Origin of the sequence: Rothia mucilaginosa (genome assembly GCF_901875305.1) — a bacterium.
GTDB lineage: Bacteria > Actinomycetota > Actinomycetes > Actinomycetales > Micrococcaceae > Rothia.
Genome location: NZ_CABFLY010000003.1, coordinates 62,162 through 76,179, shown reverse-complemented (window position 1 = coordinate 76,179; position 14,018 = coordinate 62,162). Strand labels below are relative to the sequence as shown.

13 protein-coding genes and 1 riboswitch are annotated in these 14,018 nt (G+C 61.9%); of the genes, 2 read left to right on the top strand and 11 right to left on the bottom strand.

Features of this window, described 5'->3' with window-relative positions:
• Positions 1-100 precede the first annotated feature (100 nt).
• The 3 genes from JX292_RS04480 to JX292_RS04470 all read right to left on the bottom strand — a co-directional run bounded on the left by JX292_RS04480 (position 101) and on the right by JX292_RS04470 (position 2,764).
• Positions 101-679, bottom strand: a complete 579-nt coding sequence (locus tag JX292_RS04480; RefSeq protein WP_204861943.1) for a 2'-5' RNA ligase family protein — start codon at positions 677-679, stop codon at positions 101-103.
• A 51-nt stretch (positions 680-730) separates the two neighbouring features.
• Positions 731-1,795, bottom strand: coding sequence for a tryptophan--tRNA ligase (gene trpS / locus JX292_RS04475; protein WP_204861942.1), 1,065 nt, complete (start codon positions 1,793-1,795; stop codon positions 731-733).
• 93 nt (positions 1,796-1,888) lie between these two features.
• Entirely contained in the window at positions 1,889-2,764 is an 876-nt protein-coding gene (locus JX292_RS04470; RefSeq protein WP_204861940.1) for an exodeoxyribonuclease III, read from the bottom strand.
• Positions 2,765-2,846: 82 nt separating this feature from the next.
• Between JX292_RS04470 and JX292_RS04465 the strand changes: the two genes are divergently transcribed.
• Positions 2,847-3,689, top strand: a complete 843-nt coding sequence (locus tag JX292_RS04465; protein WP_204861939.1) for a GntR family transcriptional regulator — start codon at positions 2,847-2,849, stop codon at positions 3,687-3,689.
• A gap of 122 nt (positions 3,690-3,811) precedes the next feature.
• Here JX292_RS04465 and JX292_RS04460 read toward each other — a convergent pair whose 3' ends face one another.
• The 5 genes from JX292_RS04460 to purN all read right to left on the bottom strand — a co-directional run bounded on the left by JX292_RS04460 (position 3,812) and on the right by purN (position 9,582).
• Complete coding sequence (locus JX292_RS04460; RefSeq protein WP_204861938.1) at positions 3,812-4,690, bottom strand: bifunctional methylenetetrahydrofolate dehydrogenase/methenyltetrahydrofolate cyclohydrolase; 879 nt, start codon at positions 4,688-4,690, stop codon at positions 3,812-3,814.
• A gap of 185 nt (positions 4,691-4,875) precedes the next feature.
• On the bottom strand, positions 4,876-6,150 hold the full coding sequence (glyA, locus tag JX292_RS04455) for a serine hydroxymethyltransferase (protein WP_275586146.1): 1,275 nt from the start codon (positions 6,148-6,150) through the stop codon (positions 4,876-4,878).
• Positions 6,151-6,416: 266 nt separating this feature from the next.
• Entirely contained in the window at positions 6,417-6,998 is a 582-nt protein-coding gene (locus JX292_RS04450; RefSeq protein ID WP_204861937.1) for a TetR/AcrR family transcriptional regulator, read from the bottom strand.
• Positions 6,999-7,201: 203 nt separating this feature from the next.
• Positions 7,202-8,812, bottom strand: a complete 1,611-nt coding sequence (purH, locus tag JX292_RS04445) for a bifunctional phosphoribosylaminoimidazolecarboxamide formyltransferase/IMP cyclohydrolase (RefSeq protein ID WP_204861936.1) — start codon at positions 8,810-8,812, stop codon at positions 7,202-7,204.
• Between the two features lie 212 nt (positions 8,813-9,024).
• Positions 9,025-9,582 carry a phosphoribosylglycinamide formyltransferase gene (gene purN / locus JX292_RS04440; protein ID WP_239653635.1) on the bottom strand — a complete coding sequence of 186 codons (558 nt, stop codon included), beginning with the start codon at positions 9,580-9,582 and terminating at the stop codon, positions 9,025-9,027.
• Between the two features lie 215 nt (positions 9,583-9,797).
• Here purN and JX292_RS04435 point away from each other — a divergent pair, with 215 nt between their 5' ends.
• The gene (locus JX292_RS04435) at positions 9,798-10,454 is read left to right on the top strand and encodes a 4-hydroxyphenylpyruvate dioxygenase (RefSeq protein ID WP_204861930.1); all 657 of its coding nucleotides are present in this window, start codon (positions 9,798-9,800) and stop codon (positions 10,452-10,454) included.
• Positions 10,455-10,550: 96 nt separating this feature from the next.
• Here JX292_RS04435 and JX292_RS04430 read toward each other — a convergent pair whose 3' ends face one another.
• From JX292_RS04430 to JX292_RS04420, 3 genes are all read right to left on the bottom strand, one after another.
• Complete coding sequence (locus tag JX292_RS04430; RefSeq protein WP_204861928.1) at positions 10,551-13,001, bottom strand: cell division protein PerM; 2,451 nt, start codon at positions 12,999-13,001, stop codon at positions 10,551-10,553.
• A gap of 133 nt (positions 13,002-13,134) precedes the next feature.
• Positions 13,135-13,569 (bottom strand): plasmid stabilization protein, encoded by a 435-nt coding sequence (locus JX292_RS04425; RefSeq protein WP_204861926.1) that lies wholly within the window; start codon positions 13,567-13,569, stop codon positions 13,135-13,137.
• A gap of 10 nt (positions 13,570-13,579) precedes the next feature.
• Positions 13,580-13,807, bottom strand: a complete 228-nt coding sequence (locus JX292_RS04420; RefSeq protein WP_049333079.1) for a hypothetical protein — start codon at positions 13,805-13,807, stop codon at positions 13,580-13,582.
• Positions 13,808-13,842: 35 nt separating this feature from the next.
• Positions 13,843-13,974: riboswitch (SAM riboswitch) on the bottom strand.
• Between the last annotated feature and the right edge of the window lie 44 nt (positions 13,975-14,018).

Sequence of the window (14,018 nt, the reverse complement as noted above, 5' to 3'; positions counted from 1 at the left end):
ACTAGACCCATTGAATCCAAGAGCCTCTAACGGACACACAAAAGAGAGATGCGACCGATAACCTATCGGTCGCATCTCTCTTGACATTTCACGCCAGCTACTAGCTCAGCGGCAGAACCCCGATTTCTTCCCAGTTCTGCCCGTCGTAGGAGTAACAGTGTAGGTAATCCACGCTGAAGGTACGCTGCTCAGCAGGCAGAGCATCAAACACCTCGCGGGCGTCGGCCACCTGCTCCTCACTCAAACCGTAGCCCAGAGTCACATGCGGCACATAGGGGAAGGGTGCCGCACCCGTGCCGAGCATCTGAACCAGCTTCCGGTGAATCCATTCGAATTCGGCCTTGCCCGCTTCCAGGTCTAGATAGTCCACCTCGGTGACAGGTCGGAAGGACTGCACCGACCCCCAGCGAGCCTCCAAACGCGACGCGCCCAAGTCCTCAGAAAACCGTGGGGAACACACGGTATCCAGCAGGAAATCATCCAGTTCCGCCACGTACACGGTCACGTGCGTGCTCATCGAAGCGACGGGAATCCCTGTCGTCTTCTGCTTCCACTCCTCCAGGCGCTGAGCATTCTCACCGCTCACGTGCGCAATAACGCTCAGGTAGCGGTGACCGGGCTTCAGGGTCGGGGATACAGGAGCCGTCGTGGGGCTCGAAGAGTTCTCTTGTGCTGTCATCTCAGTCGTGCAGGTAATGCGGCATCTCAGCCGGGCAGGTTGAACAGCGCGCTAGATTGCTGCGGCAGGCAGGAAGCCAACCTTCTTGTACACGTTCTCAATGGTGACCGTGGCGATCTCGCGGGCGGCGGATGCGCCCACAGCCAGCAGGCGGTCCAGCTCGGCAGGATCGTCCATCAGCTCGAGGGTACGCTCGCGCACCGGAGCCAGGCGGTCCACCACGATATCGGCCAGGTCGACCTTCAGGTGGCCGTACATCTTGCCCTCGTAGCGTGCCACAATTTCGTCGATGCTCTCACCTGTCATAGCGGAGTAGATGGAGAGCAGATTAGAGACACCGGGCTTAACCTCGCGGTCGTAGGCGATGACGGAGCCATCATCGGTCACTGCGGATTTAATCTTCTTCTGGGTGACCTTGGGGGTGTCCAGCAGCTTGATGAGGCCCTTGTCGGATGCCGCGGACTTGGACATCTTCGAGGTCGGTTCCTGCAGGTCATAAATCTTCGCGGTTTCTTTCAGGATGACCGGCTCGGGCACCACGAAGGTCTCGCCAAAGCGAGAGTTGAAGCGCTGGGCCAGGTTGCGGGTCAGTTCGAGGTGCTGGCGCTGGTCCTCGCCCACGGGCACACCGTCCGCCTGGTAGAGCAGAATGTCGGCGGCCATGAGAATCGGGTAGGTGAACAGGCCAACCGAGGCCTTATCGGCGCCCTGCTTCTGCGACTTGTCCTTGAACTGGGTCATGCGGGATGCCTCGCCGAAGCCGGTGAAGCAGTTCAGAACCCAAGCCAGCTGGGCGTGCTCGGGTACGTGCGACTGCACGAACAGGGGCGCTCGGGACGGGTCGATACCGGAGGCAATGTACTGCGCCGCGGTCAGGCGGGTGCGTTCGCGCAGCTCCTCGGGATCCTGCGGGACGGTGATAGCGTGCATATCCGGAATAAAGAACAGGCATTCGTTATTCGGGTCGTTCTGCAGAGCCACCCAGTTATTCACGGCGCCAATGTAGTTACCCAGGTGCATCGAATCGGCCGAGGGCTGAGCACCAGAGAAGATACGCTTCTTCTGCTGGGAGGCGTTCGGGATGAGGGACTTATCCTGCTTCTTGTCGTCTGTCATATTTATTTCCTGTGCAGTTACTTCCTGTGCGGTGCTGCGAACGGTGCAGCGTGTATCTCAAAACTTATGTTCGGGGTGCGGTGACATGAGGCTCTAACCGTCGATGCGGTAGTCCACCACCAGCGGTGCATGATCGCTGAAACGCTCCTCGTAGGTGGCGGCGCGGTCAACCTGCGCCTGCATGGCGCGTTCAGCCCAGGCGGGGGTGGCCATCTGGTAGTCGATGCGCCAGCCAGCATCGTTATCGAAAGCCTTGCCGCGGTAGGACCACCAGGTGTAAGGGCCGGGAACCTGACCGGCCAAATCACGCGCCACATCGCGGTAGCCGATATCGCCAAAGAAACGGTCGAAATAGGCGCGTTCCTCCGGCAGGAAACCCGCACGCTTCTGGTTGGCCTTCCAATTCTTAATATCCAATTCAGTGTGGCCCACGTTCAAATCACCCACGATGAGCACGTGATTGGAATGCTCAGCCAGCTCAGGCATACGCACCAGCATGCGCTCCAGGAAGCGGTACTTATCCTCTTGCTTCTGGGTGCCAACCTCGCCGGAGTGCACATACGCGCTGACCACGGTCAGGCTCTGCCCGTTCGGCAATACGTAGTCGGCCTCAACCCAGCGTCCCGAGTCGTCAAAGTACTCTTCGCCGATAGTGGAGCGGGTGGCCACAGGCTGATCCTTCAGCACCTCACCGGCCGAGTTCGGGGTGCGGCGAGTAGCCACCAGCACACCCGCGCGACCCTTAGCGGCGGCTTCGGCGTGCAGAATATTCCACTGCGACTCGTCGAGCAACTCACGCACGATGGCGTCGGGTGCACGAACCTCCTGCAGGCAGAGGATGTCGATGTCTCGCTCAGCCAGCCAGGCGGCCATATTCTTGCGGCAGGCGGCGCGAATACCGTTGACGTTGACGCTCGCCACGCGGAGCAGACCGGGCTCACGCGGAACGGGAGGAATCGAAGAATGCATAGTCTTAATTATGCCAGCATGCGTCGAAGGAAAAATTCATCATGATTCATTTTTCTTTCACAGATGGTTAAAATGTTGGGTAATGAATTCGCACTCCTCACATACCCCCGAGCCCACCGCCCACTCGCTATCCGCCGATGCTCAGGCCGCAGTTCAGAACCCTCTGAGTACTTCCCCCACCGGCAGCCAGACCTATGAGTTGCCACCTATTCCGGGGCCCAAGTACGAACAGGTGATTCACTACCTCGAGCAGCGCTACATCATCCCGGGTAAGCCCGGCGATAAGCTCCCGACCGAACGCACGATCCAGCAGAACTTCGGCGTGAGCCGCCAGACGGTACGTAGCGCCCTGAAAGTCCTCATCGAACGTGGCCTGCTCTACAACGTGCAAGGGTCAGGCACCTACGTGGCCGAACGCAGCGAAGCCACATACATTCCGCGCGTGGACACCTTCGCCGACGATATGCGCCGCCGCGGATTCGAAGGCTCAACCCGTATGATTGCGACCCGCTGGGTGGACGCCACCGAGGAGATTTCAACCCGACTATCCGTTCCCGTGGGCGAGTCGGTCCTCTTCGTGCGCCGTCTGCGACTAGCCGACCACGAGGTCATCGGCTTTGAGCGCTCCTACTTCGTCAAGGAAGCCGCCAGTAGCATCCTGGACTCCATGATGGCCGGCCTCTCGGGTTCTTCCAGCTCTCTGGACCAGCTAGCCGATACCCCCAACGCCATCAAGCACGCCCGCGTACGCACAAGCGCGGCACTCTTCACCGATGCCGATGCTGAAGCCTTCAACCAGCAGGTTCCCGTGGGCGAGGCCGCGTTCAAGGTCTGCGCCACCGGTTACACCAAGGAAGGAACGCCGGTCGAATACGCCGAGACCCTGTACCTTGCCAACCATTACTTCTACGAACAACTCCTGTAGCCGTGTTGCCTTCATCCGAAAGGCAGGAGGCGACACAGGGCACGCGAAAAGGGCGATGCCTCGAGTCACAATGACCGAGGCTTCGCCCTTTCGCTATAGATTGATGCAGATACCACGGGGGCCTACGCGGCCTGACGCTCCGCGGTCTCCACCACATTCACCAGCAGCTCGGCGCGGGTCATCGGGCCCACGCCTCCGGGATTCGGGGACACCCATGACGCCTTCTGCGCAGCCTCGGGCGAGACGTCACCGAAAAGCTTCTTCTTGCCGGTCTCCGGATCCTCAGCACGGGAAACACCAACGTCCAGCAGGATTGCTCCCTCCTTGACCTGGTGAGCCTTCAGCACGTGGGGCACACCCACGGCGGCAACAATAACGTCAGCCTCACGCAGCACCTCATCCAAGTTCTGGGTACCGGTGTGTGCCAGGGTTGCGGTGGCGTTCACCTCGCGGCGGGTCAGCAGCAGACCCAGCGGGCGGCCCACGGTAATACCGCGGCCGAGCACCACCACGTTCTTGCCGTTCCAGTCGATGCCGTGGCGCTTGACGAGCTCAATCACACCGTTCGGGGTGCACGGCAACGGCGAATCCAGCGGCTCTGAAACGTTCAACACAAGCTTGCCGAGGTTCGTCGGGTGCAGGCCGTCTGCGTCCTTCTCAGGAGCGATGCGCTCGAGCACCCGGTTGGTGTCCAGGTGCTTGGGCAGGGGCAGCTGCACAATGTAGCTGGTGCACGCCGGATCGTTGTTCAGCTTATCAATCTCTGCGTCGAGCTCTTCCTGAGTGATGTCGCCAGGCAGATCCACGCGAATGGAGTTAATACCAATCTCAGCGCAGTCGCGGTGCTTAGCACCCACGTACGAGCGGGACGCCGGGTCGTCACCTACCAGAACGGTACCCAGGCCGGGGGTGATGCCCTTTGCCTTCAGCGCCTCAACGCGCTCCTTCAGCTCCGCCTTAATGGCGGCAGCGGTTGCGTTACCGTCTAGAATCTGGGGCATTGTTTTTCCTTCCATAGATTACGGCGGGGTCGCCGAAACGAATGGTCCATATGTTGGGTTCTTGAGGGCTATTCCCCCACCAATCCTCACCGATAAGCACGTGAGAACGGCGAGCGGAGAGCGAAATAACCCCGCCCGCTCATCAGCCCACTCGGGCGGATGAGCGAACGGGGTTATTCACGGGTCTACCAGTTCTCGCTGCCCTGGTAGAGGGGATACTTGGCGCAGAGTGCATCCACGCGAGCGCGCAGGGCCGCAACGTCCGGGTTCGGCAGCAGTACCGAAGCGATAATGTCAGCGACCTCGGTGAAGCCCTCGGCGTCGAAGCCGCGAGTTGCCAGTGCGGGGGTGCCAATACGCAGACCGGAGGTCACCATCGGCGGGCGCGGGTCGTTCGGCACAGCGTTACGGTTGACGGTAATACCGGCATCGTGCAACAGGTCTTCTGCTTCCTTGCCGTTGAGGGCGTGGTGACGCAGGTCGACGAGCACCAGGTGAACATCGGTACCGCCGGAGGCAATCGAAACGCCGGCATCCTTCACATCCTGCTGTAGCAGGCGGTTTGCCAGGATCTGTGCACCCTCGACGGTGCGCTTCTGACGGTCCTTGAAACCCTCGGATGCAGCAACCTTGAACGCGGTAGCCTTTGCCGCAATCACGTGCATGAGCGGGCCGCCCTGCTGACCGGGGAACACGGCCGAGTCAATCTTCTTCTTCAGCTCCTCGGTGCAGAGGATGAAGCCCGAGCGGGGGCCGCCCAGGGTCTTGTGCACGGTGGAGGAGACCACGTGCGCGTGCGGGACAGGGTTCGGGTGCAACCCCGCTGCCACCAGACCGGCAAAGTGAGCCATATCCACCCACAGGTACGCGCCAACCTCGTCAGCAATCGCACGGAACGCTGCGAAGTCCAGCTGGCGGGGGTATGCGGACCAACCAGCGATAATCAGCTTGGGACGCTCAGCCAGGGCCAGCTCGCGCACCTGCTCCATGTCAACGTAGCCGTTCTCATCCACGCCGTAGGCTACAACGTTGTACAGCTTGCCGGAGACGTTCAGCTTCATACCGTGGGTCAAGTGGCCACCGTGCGCCAGGGACAGACCCATGATGGTGTCACCGGGGGTCAGCAGCGCGTGCATGACGGCGTTGTTCGCCTGCGCACCGGAGTGGGGCTGCACGTTCGCGTGCTCCGCACCGAAGAGTTCCTTCACACGGGAAATAGCGAGGGACTCAACAATATCGACGTATTCGCAGCCGCCGTAGTAGCGGCGGCCGGGGTATCCCTCAGCGTACTTGTTGGTCAGCACCGAGCCCTGGCTCTGCATCACAGCGCGGGGGACAAAGTTCTCGGATGCAATCATCTCGAGGGTGTTCTGCTGGCGCTTGCGCTCCAGCTCAATGGCTTCTGCAACCTCGGGGTCGAGGTCGGCGAGGGGCATCTCGAGGATTTTCTGCTCAGACATTACGCTCCTGGGAGTGTTTTTTGCGTTATCTTCGGTAGCTCACCATCAGGACTAGCGGGCCGGACAGCGCAAGACGACAGGCGCCTCCAGCGGAAAATCCTGAATGAAAAAATATGAGCTACACCTCATAATACCGCAAAGCCCGCTTTCCTTCGACAAGGAAAACGGGCTTTGAGATGTATCACGATGAAGTTTTACGGCGCCGTATCGGGGTACATAACGCGCCCCGGCAGGCCAATCGGCAAAGCTATTCAGGCTAGCAAACCCTAGGCCTGACGCAGGATAGCGGAAGCGTACTCCATGTAGGCCTCGCGGGCGCTATCCTTCTTACCGCCAGCCACCAGCTGAGTCTGCACCACGTAGCCAGTCAGCACCGAGAGCACCGCCGCACCAATGACGGTCAGCCACTCCTCAAGCTCCTCATCCGTGAAATCCAGCTCAGCTGCACCCCAGGTGCGGTAGCGCTCCAGAGCCTGGTCGCGCAGGTAGGTTAGCTGTTCGGACACCACAGCGGCCAGTTGCGGCATTGCCACAGCCTCACCCCAGGTCACCAGCAGGTGACGGCGCACCTTGGGGGTATCCAAAACTTTCAAGCACCCAAACACGTAGTCCCAGGGCTTCTCGGCGCGGATGCGGTCGAAGGGAGCCAGGTCCATGCGCGCGGCGGCGAGGATAATCTCATCCTTGGAGGAGAAGTGATTGTAGATGGCTCCAGCAGACAGGCCGGTGGCAGCGATGATCTCGCTCATCGAGGCCTTCTGATAACCGTGCTTGATGAAGCATTCGCGGGCGGTCTCTACAATCTGAGAACGCCTGTTCTTTTTGTATTCTTCGCTGACTTTAGGCACACCCTAATCCTAGCGAATTTTTTAGCGCTCCGCGCGCCTTCCGGATACGCCTTCCACGCCGTGGAGCTCCAAAACACAAAAAATAGAATAAAAATTCTATAAAAAGGCGGGGTGCCCCGAAAATCCGGGGCACCCCGCCTCATAGTTATGCCATTACGAACACGCTACCGCCAATCAGGGCGGCCACGCGTTCACAGCGGTTCTTAGTGGAAGAAGTGACGGGTACCGGTCAGGTACATGGTCACGCCAGCAGCCTTAGCCGCCTCAATCACTTCCTCATCGCGGATCGAACCGCCCGGGTGCACAACGGCGCGCACGCCAGCGTCCAGCAGGACCTGCAGGCCGTCAGCGAAGGGGAAGAACGCATCGGATGCAGCCACCGCACCGCGAGCACGCTCGTTGCCCTCGCCGCCGAGAGTGTTCGCACGCTCAACAGACAGCTTGCAGGAGTCCACACGGTTCACCTGGCCCATACCGATACCCACAGCAGCACCGTTATCGGCCAGCAGAATAGCGTTCGACTTGGGAGAACGCAGTGCACGCCACGCGAACTCGAGGTCGCGCAGGGTGGACTCGTCGGCAGGCTCACCAGCAACCAGGGTCCAGTTCTTCGGGTCGTCACCCTCAGCCTGCAGGCGGTCAGCCTCCTGGAAGAGCGCGCCACCGGAAATGGGGCGGTACTCAATGGAACCACGGGCAAAGTCCTCGGGCAGAACCAGCAGGCGCAGGTTCTTCTTCTCACGCAGAATCTCCAGCGCCTCAGGCTCGTAGCCGGGAGCCACAACAACCTCAGTGAAAATGCCCTTGACGGTACGAGCCATCTCGGCAGTCACGGGGCGGTTAGCGGCAATCACGCCACCGTAGGCAGACAGCGGGTCGCAAGCGTGCGCCTTCGCGTGGGCATCCGCAATGGGGTCAGCGGCGCCGGGGGTTGCCACGGCGATACCGCAGGGGTTGTTGTGCTTGATAACGGCAACGGCCGGCTCATCGAAGTCGTATGCGGCACGCAGGGCGGCGTCAGCATCAACGTAGTTGTTGTAGCTCATCGCCTTACCGTGCAGCTGCTCGGCCTGTGCAATGCCGGGGGCGGCCGCCGGGTTGACGTACAGGGCGGCGCGCTGGTGCGGGTTCTCACCGTAACGCAGGGTTTCGCTACGCTCGAAGCTCAGACCGGCGTACGGGGGCCAGAAGTTAGCGTCCTCATCCTGCAGGAACTGGGATGCGGTCCAGGTAGCCACAGCGGTGTCATATGCGGCGGTGTGAGCAAAAGCGCCAGCAGCCAGTCGGCGGCGCTCGGCTAGGGAGAAACCACCGTTCTTAGCGGCCTCAACGGTGCGCTCGTAGTCGGCGGGGTCCACCACAATTGCAACAGCGTCGTGGTTCTTCGCAGCGGCACGCACCATGGAGGGGCCACCAATATCGATCTTCTCAATAATGGCGTCCTGGTCCGCGCCCGAAGCCACGGTCTCGACGAAGGGGTACAGGTTCACGACGACCAGGTCGAAAGGCTCGACATCCAGCTCGCCGAGGGTGTCGATGTGCTCCTGCTTGCGGCGGTCAGCCAGAATACCGGCGTGGATGCGCGGATGCAGGGTCTTCACGCGGCCCTCGAGGCACTCGGGAAAGCCGGTCACCTCAGTCACCTCGGTAACGGGAATGCCGGCGGCCGCAATGGTTGCCGCGGTCGAACCGGTGGACACCAGGGCCACGCCGGCCTCGTGCAGGCCGCGAGCGAAATCCTCCAGGCCGGTCTTGTCGTAGACAGAAATGAGGGCGCGGCGCAGGGGCACGCGATCGAGCTCAATAAGAGACACAAATACTCCGATACTTTGCACCGTGCGCGGCAAACGCGGTGGCACGGCTGATGGATGGATGTAAATCCGCCCCAGTGGGCGGGATGTGCGGGTGGGGTTTACCCCCACCGTCGCGCCGGGCACGGAGTGCCCCCACTCGGGCGGTGGGGCGCGACGGTACGTCTGTACGAGCGGGGAATCGGAGTAAGCACTCCACCCGCCGTATGAAAAACTTAGGCAGCAGAATGCTTCTGCGCGAGATCAGCAATAGTCTGCACGAGCAGGCGACGCTCCTGCACCTTGATGCGTTCGTGCAGGGTTTCTTCGGTATCGCCATCGAGCACGGGCACGGCGGCCTGCGCCAGAATGGGGCCGGTATCAACACCGGCGTCGACGAAGTGCACGGTCAGGCCGGTAATCTTCACGCCGTGAGCCAGTGCATCACGCACGCCGTGCACACCGGGGAAGGAAGGCAACAGGGCGGGGTGAGTGTTGATAATGCGGTTGCTAAAGCGCTCGACCAGCTGCGCATCCACGATGCGCATGAAGCCGGCGAACACAATGTAATCGGGCTCGTAGGAGGCAATTTTCTCTTCGAGGGCGCGGTTCCACGCCGGGCGGTCTGCGTAGTCGCCGGGCTGCACCAGGAAGGTGGGCACGCCAGCGGCCTGGGCGCGCTCGATGCCCATGCAGGGCTTATCGGCGCCAACAGCCGCGATGTCGAGGGGAAGCTCGCCCGCCGCTACGGCGTCGAGAATGGACTGAAGATTCGTTCCGGATCCGGATACCATAACCACAATTCGCACCACACCAGTATAGCCCATCTCACATGTGTTGCGGGAGCTCGGAGAGACGGTCACCCGCTCGAATGGGCGGATGCCTCTGGGGTACGCTCGGTAGCCCGGGGCGAGGCGAAGAGCGAAGCGCTCCAACAGGCCGGACGCGGAAGGCGAACGGCCAGCAACGCAGCGAGACCCACACCCCGCGGGACGGTACCCTTAAAGCTATGTCTACTCCCCCGCCGAACATCCCGAACGACCAGCCCCGCAAACCTCAACAGCAGGGTCAGCCGCAGAGCCCTGCACCCAACCCGCAACAGGAACAGCAACAGAGTCAGCCGCAACCGGCCCCCAGGCAGTACAACGCGCAGTACCCCAGCGCACAGTACCCCGGTGCGCCGCGACCGAACGCGGTTCGGCCCGGTGGCAACCCCGGCAAGCCACCGATAGACCCGCTGCAGCGCCAGCGCATCCTGCTCCGCACAGCCCTAGCCCTCGTTGCCTCCGCGCTACTCATCTTCGGGGCATCCTCCTTCGTGCTCTCCCCCATGCCCTATTTCCTGGGCCTTTTCCTCTTCGCGTTGGTGGGCCTGGGACTAAACATCTGGGCCATCGTGCGCACCGCGAGCGCGCGCGGCCCCTGGATCTTTTACGTGGCTGCTTCCCTCAGCATCCTCTACAGCCTCATGACTGTGGTTGGCGGAATCGGTCTGGCCATTATGCCGGGGATGCAAGAGTATCGCGAATGCCGTACGGCTGCACTGACCAGCACCGACATGTACACCTGCGACCAGATGTTCCAGAACAGCATGGACCAGTTCGCGGGCACCGGTGAACCGAAAAATTCCGGTGGCACGGCCGGGGCTTCGGCATCCTCCCGTTAGCGGCGGTCAACGTGAACGGCGGTCGAAGCGCACACAGCACGAACCCCGCGTGAGCAATCCTTACGCGGGGTTCGTGCTGTCTTCCTTCTTCTTGAGCTACTTCTTCTTCGGGGTCTGCGAGCCAGCTGCCTCTTCCACAGTCGACAGCGGAGGCAGTTCCACAGTAGAGGCCTCGTCAGTCAGAAGCGGCAGGATGCCGGTCTGAGCACGCACACCAAAGATGCGGTTCATGGCCTGATCGGCGGAGAGCACCTCCAGCTCGCGTTGCATGAAGTCACGCTCGTCCCCGGTCTTTTTCTGGGCCTTACGCTCACTCTTGGCGGCTTTCTTCTTGCGGCGCTTGCGGGCGCGCTGCTCCGCGGCAGAGGGCTCGACTTCCGGGGCCCCGGGTGCTTCGTGCTCCGAGCGGTCGGGTTCGGTATCTTCAGCGCCCTCGACAGGCTGAATGCCGAAGCCGAAGTACGCCATGATGCGCCCAGCACGGCCTCGCGGGCGGGCGGGCTCGGCGCTTTCGGAGCCCTCCTCGCGTTCGGCGGGGCTTTCTCCCGCGGTCTTCGCGGAAGCCTTCGAAGTTTCCGAGGCCTTCGGGGCTACCTTCTTTCCACTCTTCGGACCCGTCTTAGACGCTGATGCAGGACCTATAAACTCGGGAATGGAGAGGTCGGATTCCATCGGCTCGGGCAGATCTTCATCAGGAACGACGTCGGCCAGCGTATCTGCCAGGGCACGCTCGGCCACGGGATCGGCAGCCTCCAGGGGGTAGGCATGCACAGGCTCCTGCGGATGCACCGGCACATGGCCGGCGGCTACCTCGGCCACCAGCGAGTGCGCCTCGGAGTTCGGCTCGTTCTTTCGGGAGCCCTCGGCGGCCTTGCGCTTGGCTTCAGCCTTACGGGCCTTCTCTTCGCGGCGCTTGGCCTCCTCGGCTTCTTCTAGGGCACGACGTTCAGCCTCGGCCTTGCGCTTGGCTTCAGCCTTACGGGCCTTCTCTTCGCGGCGCTTGGCCTCCTCGGCTTCTTCTCGGGCACGACGCTCAGCCTCGACCTTGCGCTTGGCTTCAGCCTTACGAGCCTCCTCTTCGCGGCGCTTAGCTTCCTCAGCCGCCTCAGCCGCACGACGCTCAGCTTCAGCCTTACGGGCCTCTTCCTCGGCAGCGCGGCGCTCCGCACGCTCAGCCGCACGCTCCGCACGACGCTGAGCCAGATGCTCCTTCGCGGAAGAACCCAGGCTCATCAGGCGCTCACCAAGGTTCGGGCGCTCATCAGCAAAACGCGGCAAATCACGGCTACTATCAGGCACCAGGGCACGGCTGAGCAGATTACCCAGAGCCACCCCGAGCCCCACCCACAGCACCGTGTGAGCCGCAAAGCTCAGCGGCTCGGCACCCACCTCAGTGAAGCGACCGACACCCAACGAGCCATAAGAAATCCAACCCAACCACAGGGTGGCCAGAGACGTCAGCACACCGGTCAGCACACCCAGCGCAAGCGAAGACAATAGGGCCGAAAGCGGGCGGAACGGCACCTTCAAGGCAACCCACTCATCCAGGTGGTCTTCGCCCTCACGCAGGAACCACCAACCGGCCACCGCACCGGCAACCACCGGAACCAGCAAACCCAGCAGGCCGACGTCTCCCAGAGAGTTGGGAACCGCACCCAGAAGCGGCAGCATCGGCAGGGAACCCACCGTGCTACTCGTCAGGCCAATCGAGGTTCCGGTACCAAAGGCGAAACCGGCACCGGTCGACCAGGACATCGCGTAAATCACCAGGTTAGGCAGGAAGCCCAGCTGCAACAGCGTCACCGCGGCGTCACCCACCGCACCCGCGTGCAGCTCCTGGTAGGTGGCCACCACCTGCGACCAACCACCCAGAATGCCCAGGGCCAGCAGTAGCGCGCCCAGGCCCACAAAGGCCACCGCGGCAACCACTGCCGCGCGCACCACAGCCCACACATAGGACCCGGCCCAGCGCGAGTACTGGCTCATCTGCGAAATCTGCTCCGCCGTATCAACACCCACCATGCGCGAGAGCGAACGCGCCTCACGGTAGCCGCCCCACATCAGTCCGACCACCACGATGCCCAGAGGCACCAGCGCGGCATTCAGCACCTGCAGCGGCTTCGGGTTCGGACTCGCCCAACCATACACCGCCGAACAAATCAGCGCGTAGGTCACCGAGCCCGAGAGTACCGGAATGAGGAACTCCCCCTCGTACGAGGCGCGCGCCAGCCTGCGACCGGAACGGTAACAAAATAGCAACGGCAGAATACTCAGGCCCAGCGGCACCAGGGTCATGGTGCCCGCGGAGGCGCCAAAGACGGCCGAGAGGTCCAGGGGAACGCCGTGAATCAGGAGCCACAGGTGGGCCGACATTGCGGCCACCGACGAGAACTCCGTACCGCCAAAACCGTTCGTTGCCCACACGGCAGCCATAGCGGCCACCACCAGGACACCGGACATCAGGGCGGTCAGAATCAGCTCAACGACGCCCTGAAGCCACAGGGGCATGGGCATGGAATAGCGGGAGATAGGTGAGGTGCTTTTCATCGTCCTTCCATGATGCCACGTTTTGACGACGAAACCCGCCTCCGCGAGGGCCGGTGATAGCCCTCGGAGACGGGTTTTTGCACGTCGCGTCAGTTTTTGGGTGAGTCCCTCGGCGGGAATCTTTGCGGCGCCCCTAGTGATCGGTCCAGGGGTTGGATGCATTCACACCCCAGGAACGGTACACCTGCGCCTTCGAGGAGACCAGCTCCAGGTCGTAGGCGCTTGCGCTTGCGGCCATCAGCCCCTCCAGGGCGGCGGTGGGAAGGGGACCGGCATCATCGCGTCCCACCGCATGCTGACCGCGCGGGGCCTGACGGCCCGCCCACTCGAGGCTCACACGCGCATCCACGTTAATGACGTGGTCGCCGAAGCGTTCGAGCAGCTCGGCAATCCAGCGATCGGTCTCGGGGTAGGGGTAGAGGCCTTTGAGCTCACCAATGCTCAACACCGAAATGTACATGTGGCGAAACGAGCGGCGGCGCAGAAACGCAACCACGGCGGGGTCTGGATCCGCCTTACGAATCTCCGCGAGAACGTCGGAGTCCAGGAGCATACCGGAAAAGTTCATACCCCTAATGCTACGCTACACGCAGACCGGCGATTTCGATGGCGGGGATGCCCTCGGGGTTGGGCAGAAGAAGGAAGTTCAGGAACTCGTCGCGCTTAGAAGAAATGCGGGAGTAGTCGTCAATGCTGACCGCGGTGAAACCGCCTCGAGCAGGAACTGCTGCGGCACGCAGGCTGTCCTGGTAGGAGCGGGAGGGGTTCAGAGAGATTGCTGCTTCGGTTGCAGAGCCGTTGTACATGTGACAACCTGCGCCGTGAGTGGCGCGATCCTTTCGCGTTGCTCTTGTCTGTACCGGTTACCACCACGTGAGGTGGCGAATACAAACCGCTTCGTCATCCGAGCCACCCGTGAACATGGGGTTGGCGTTCGACCATAGTCGGAGCTTATCAGTCGAAACTCTTGAAGCTGGCTCCAGCTTACAGCACGTTCTCACCTTAAGTAAAGCCTTC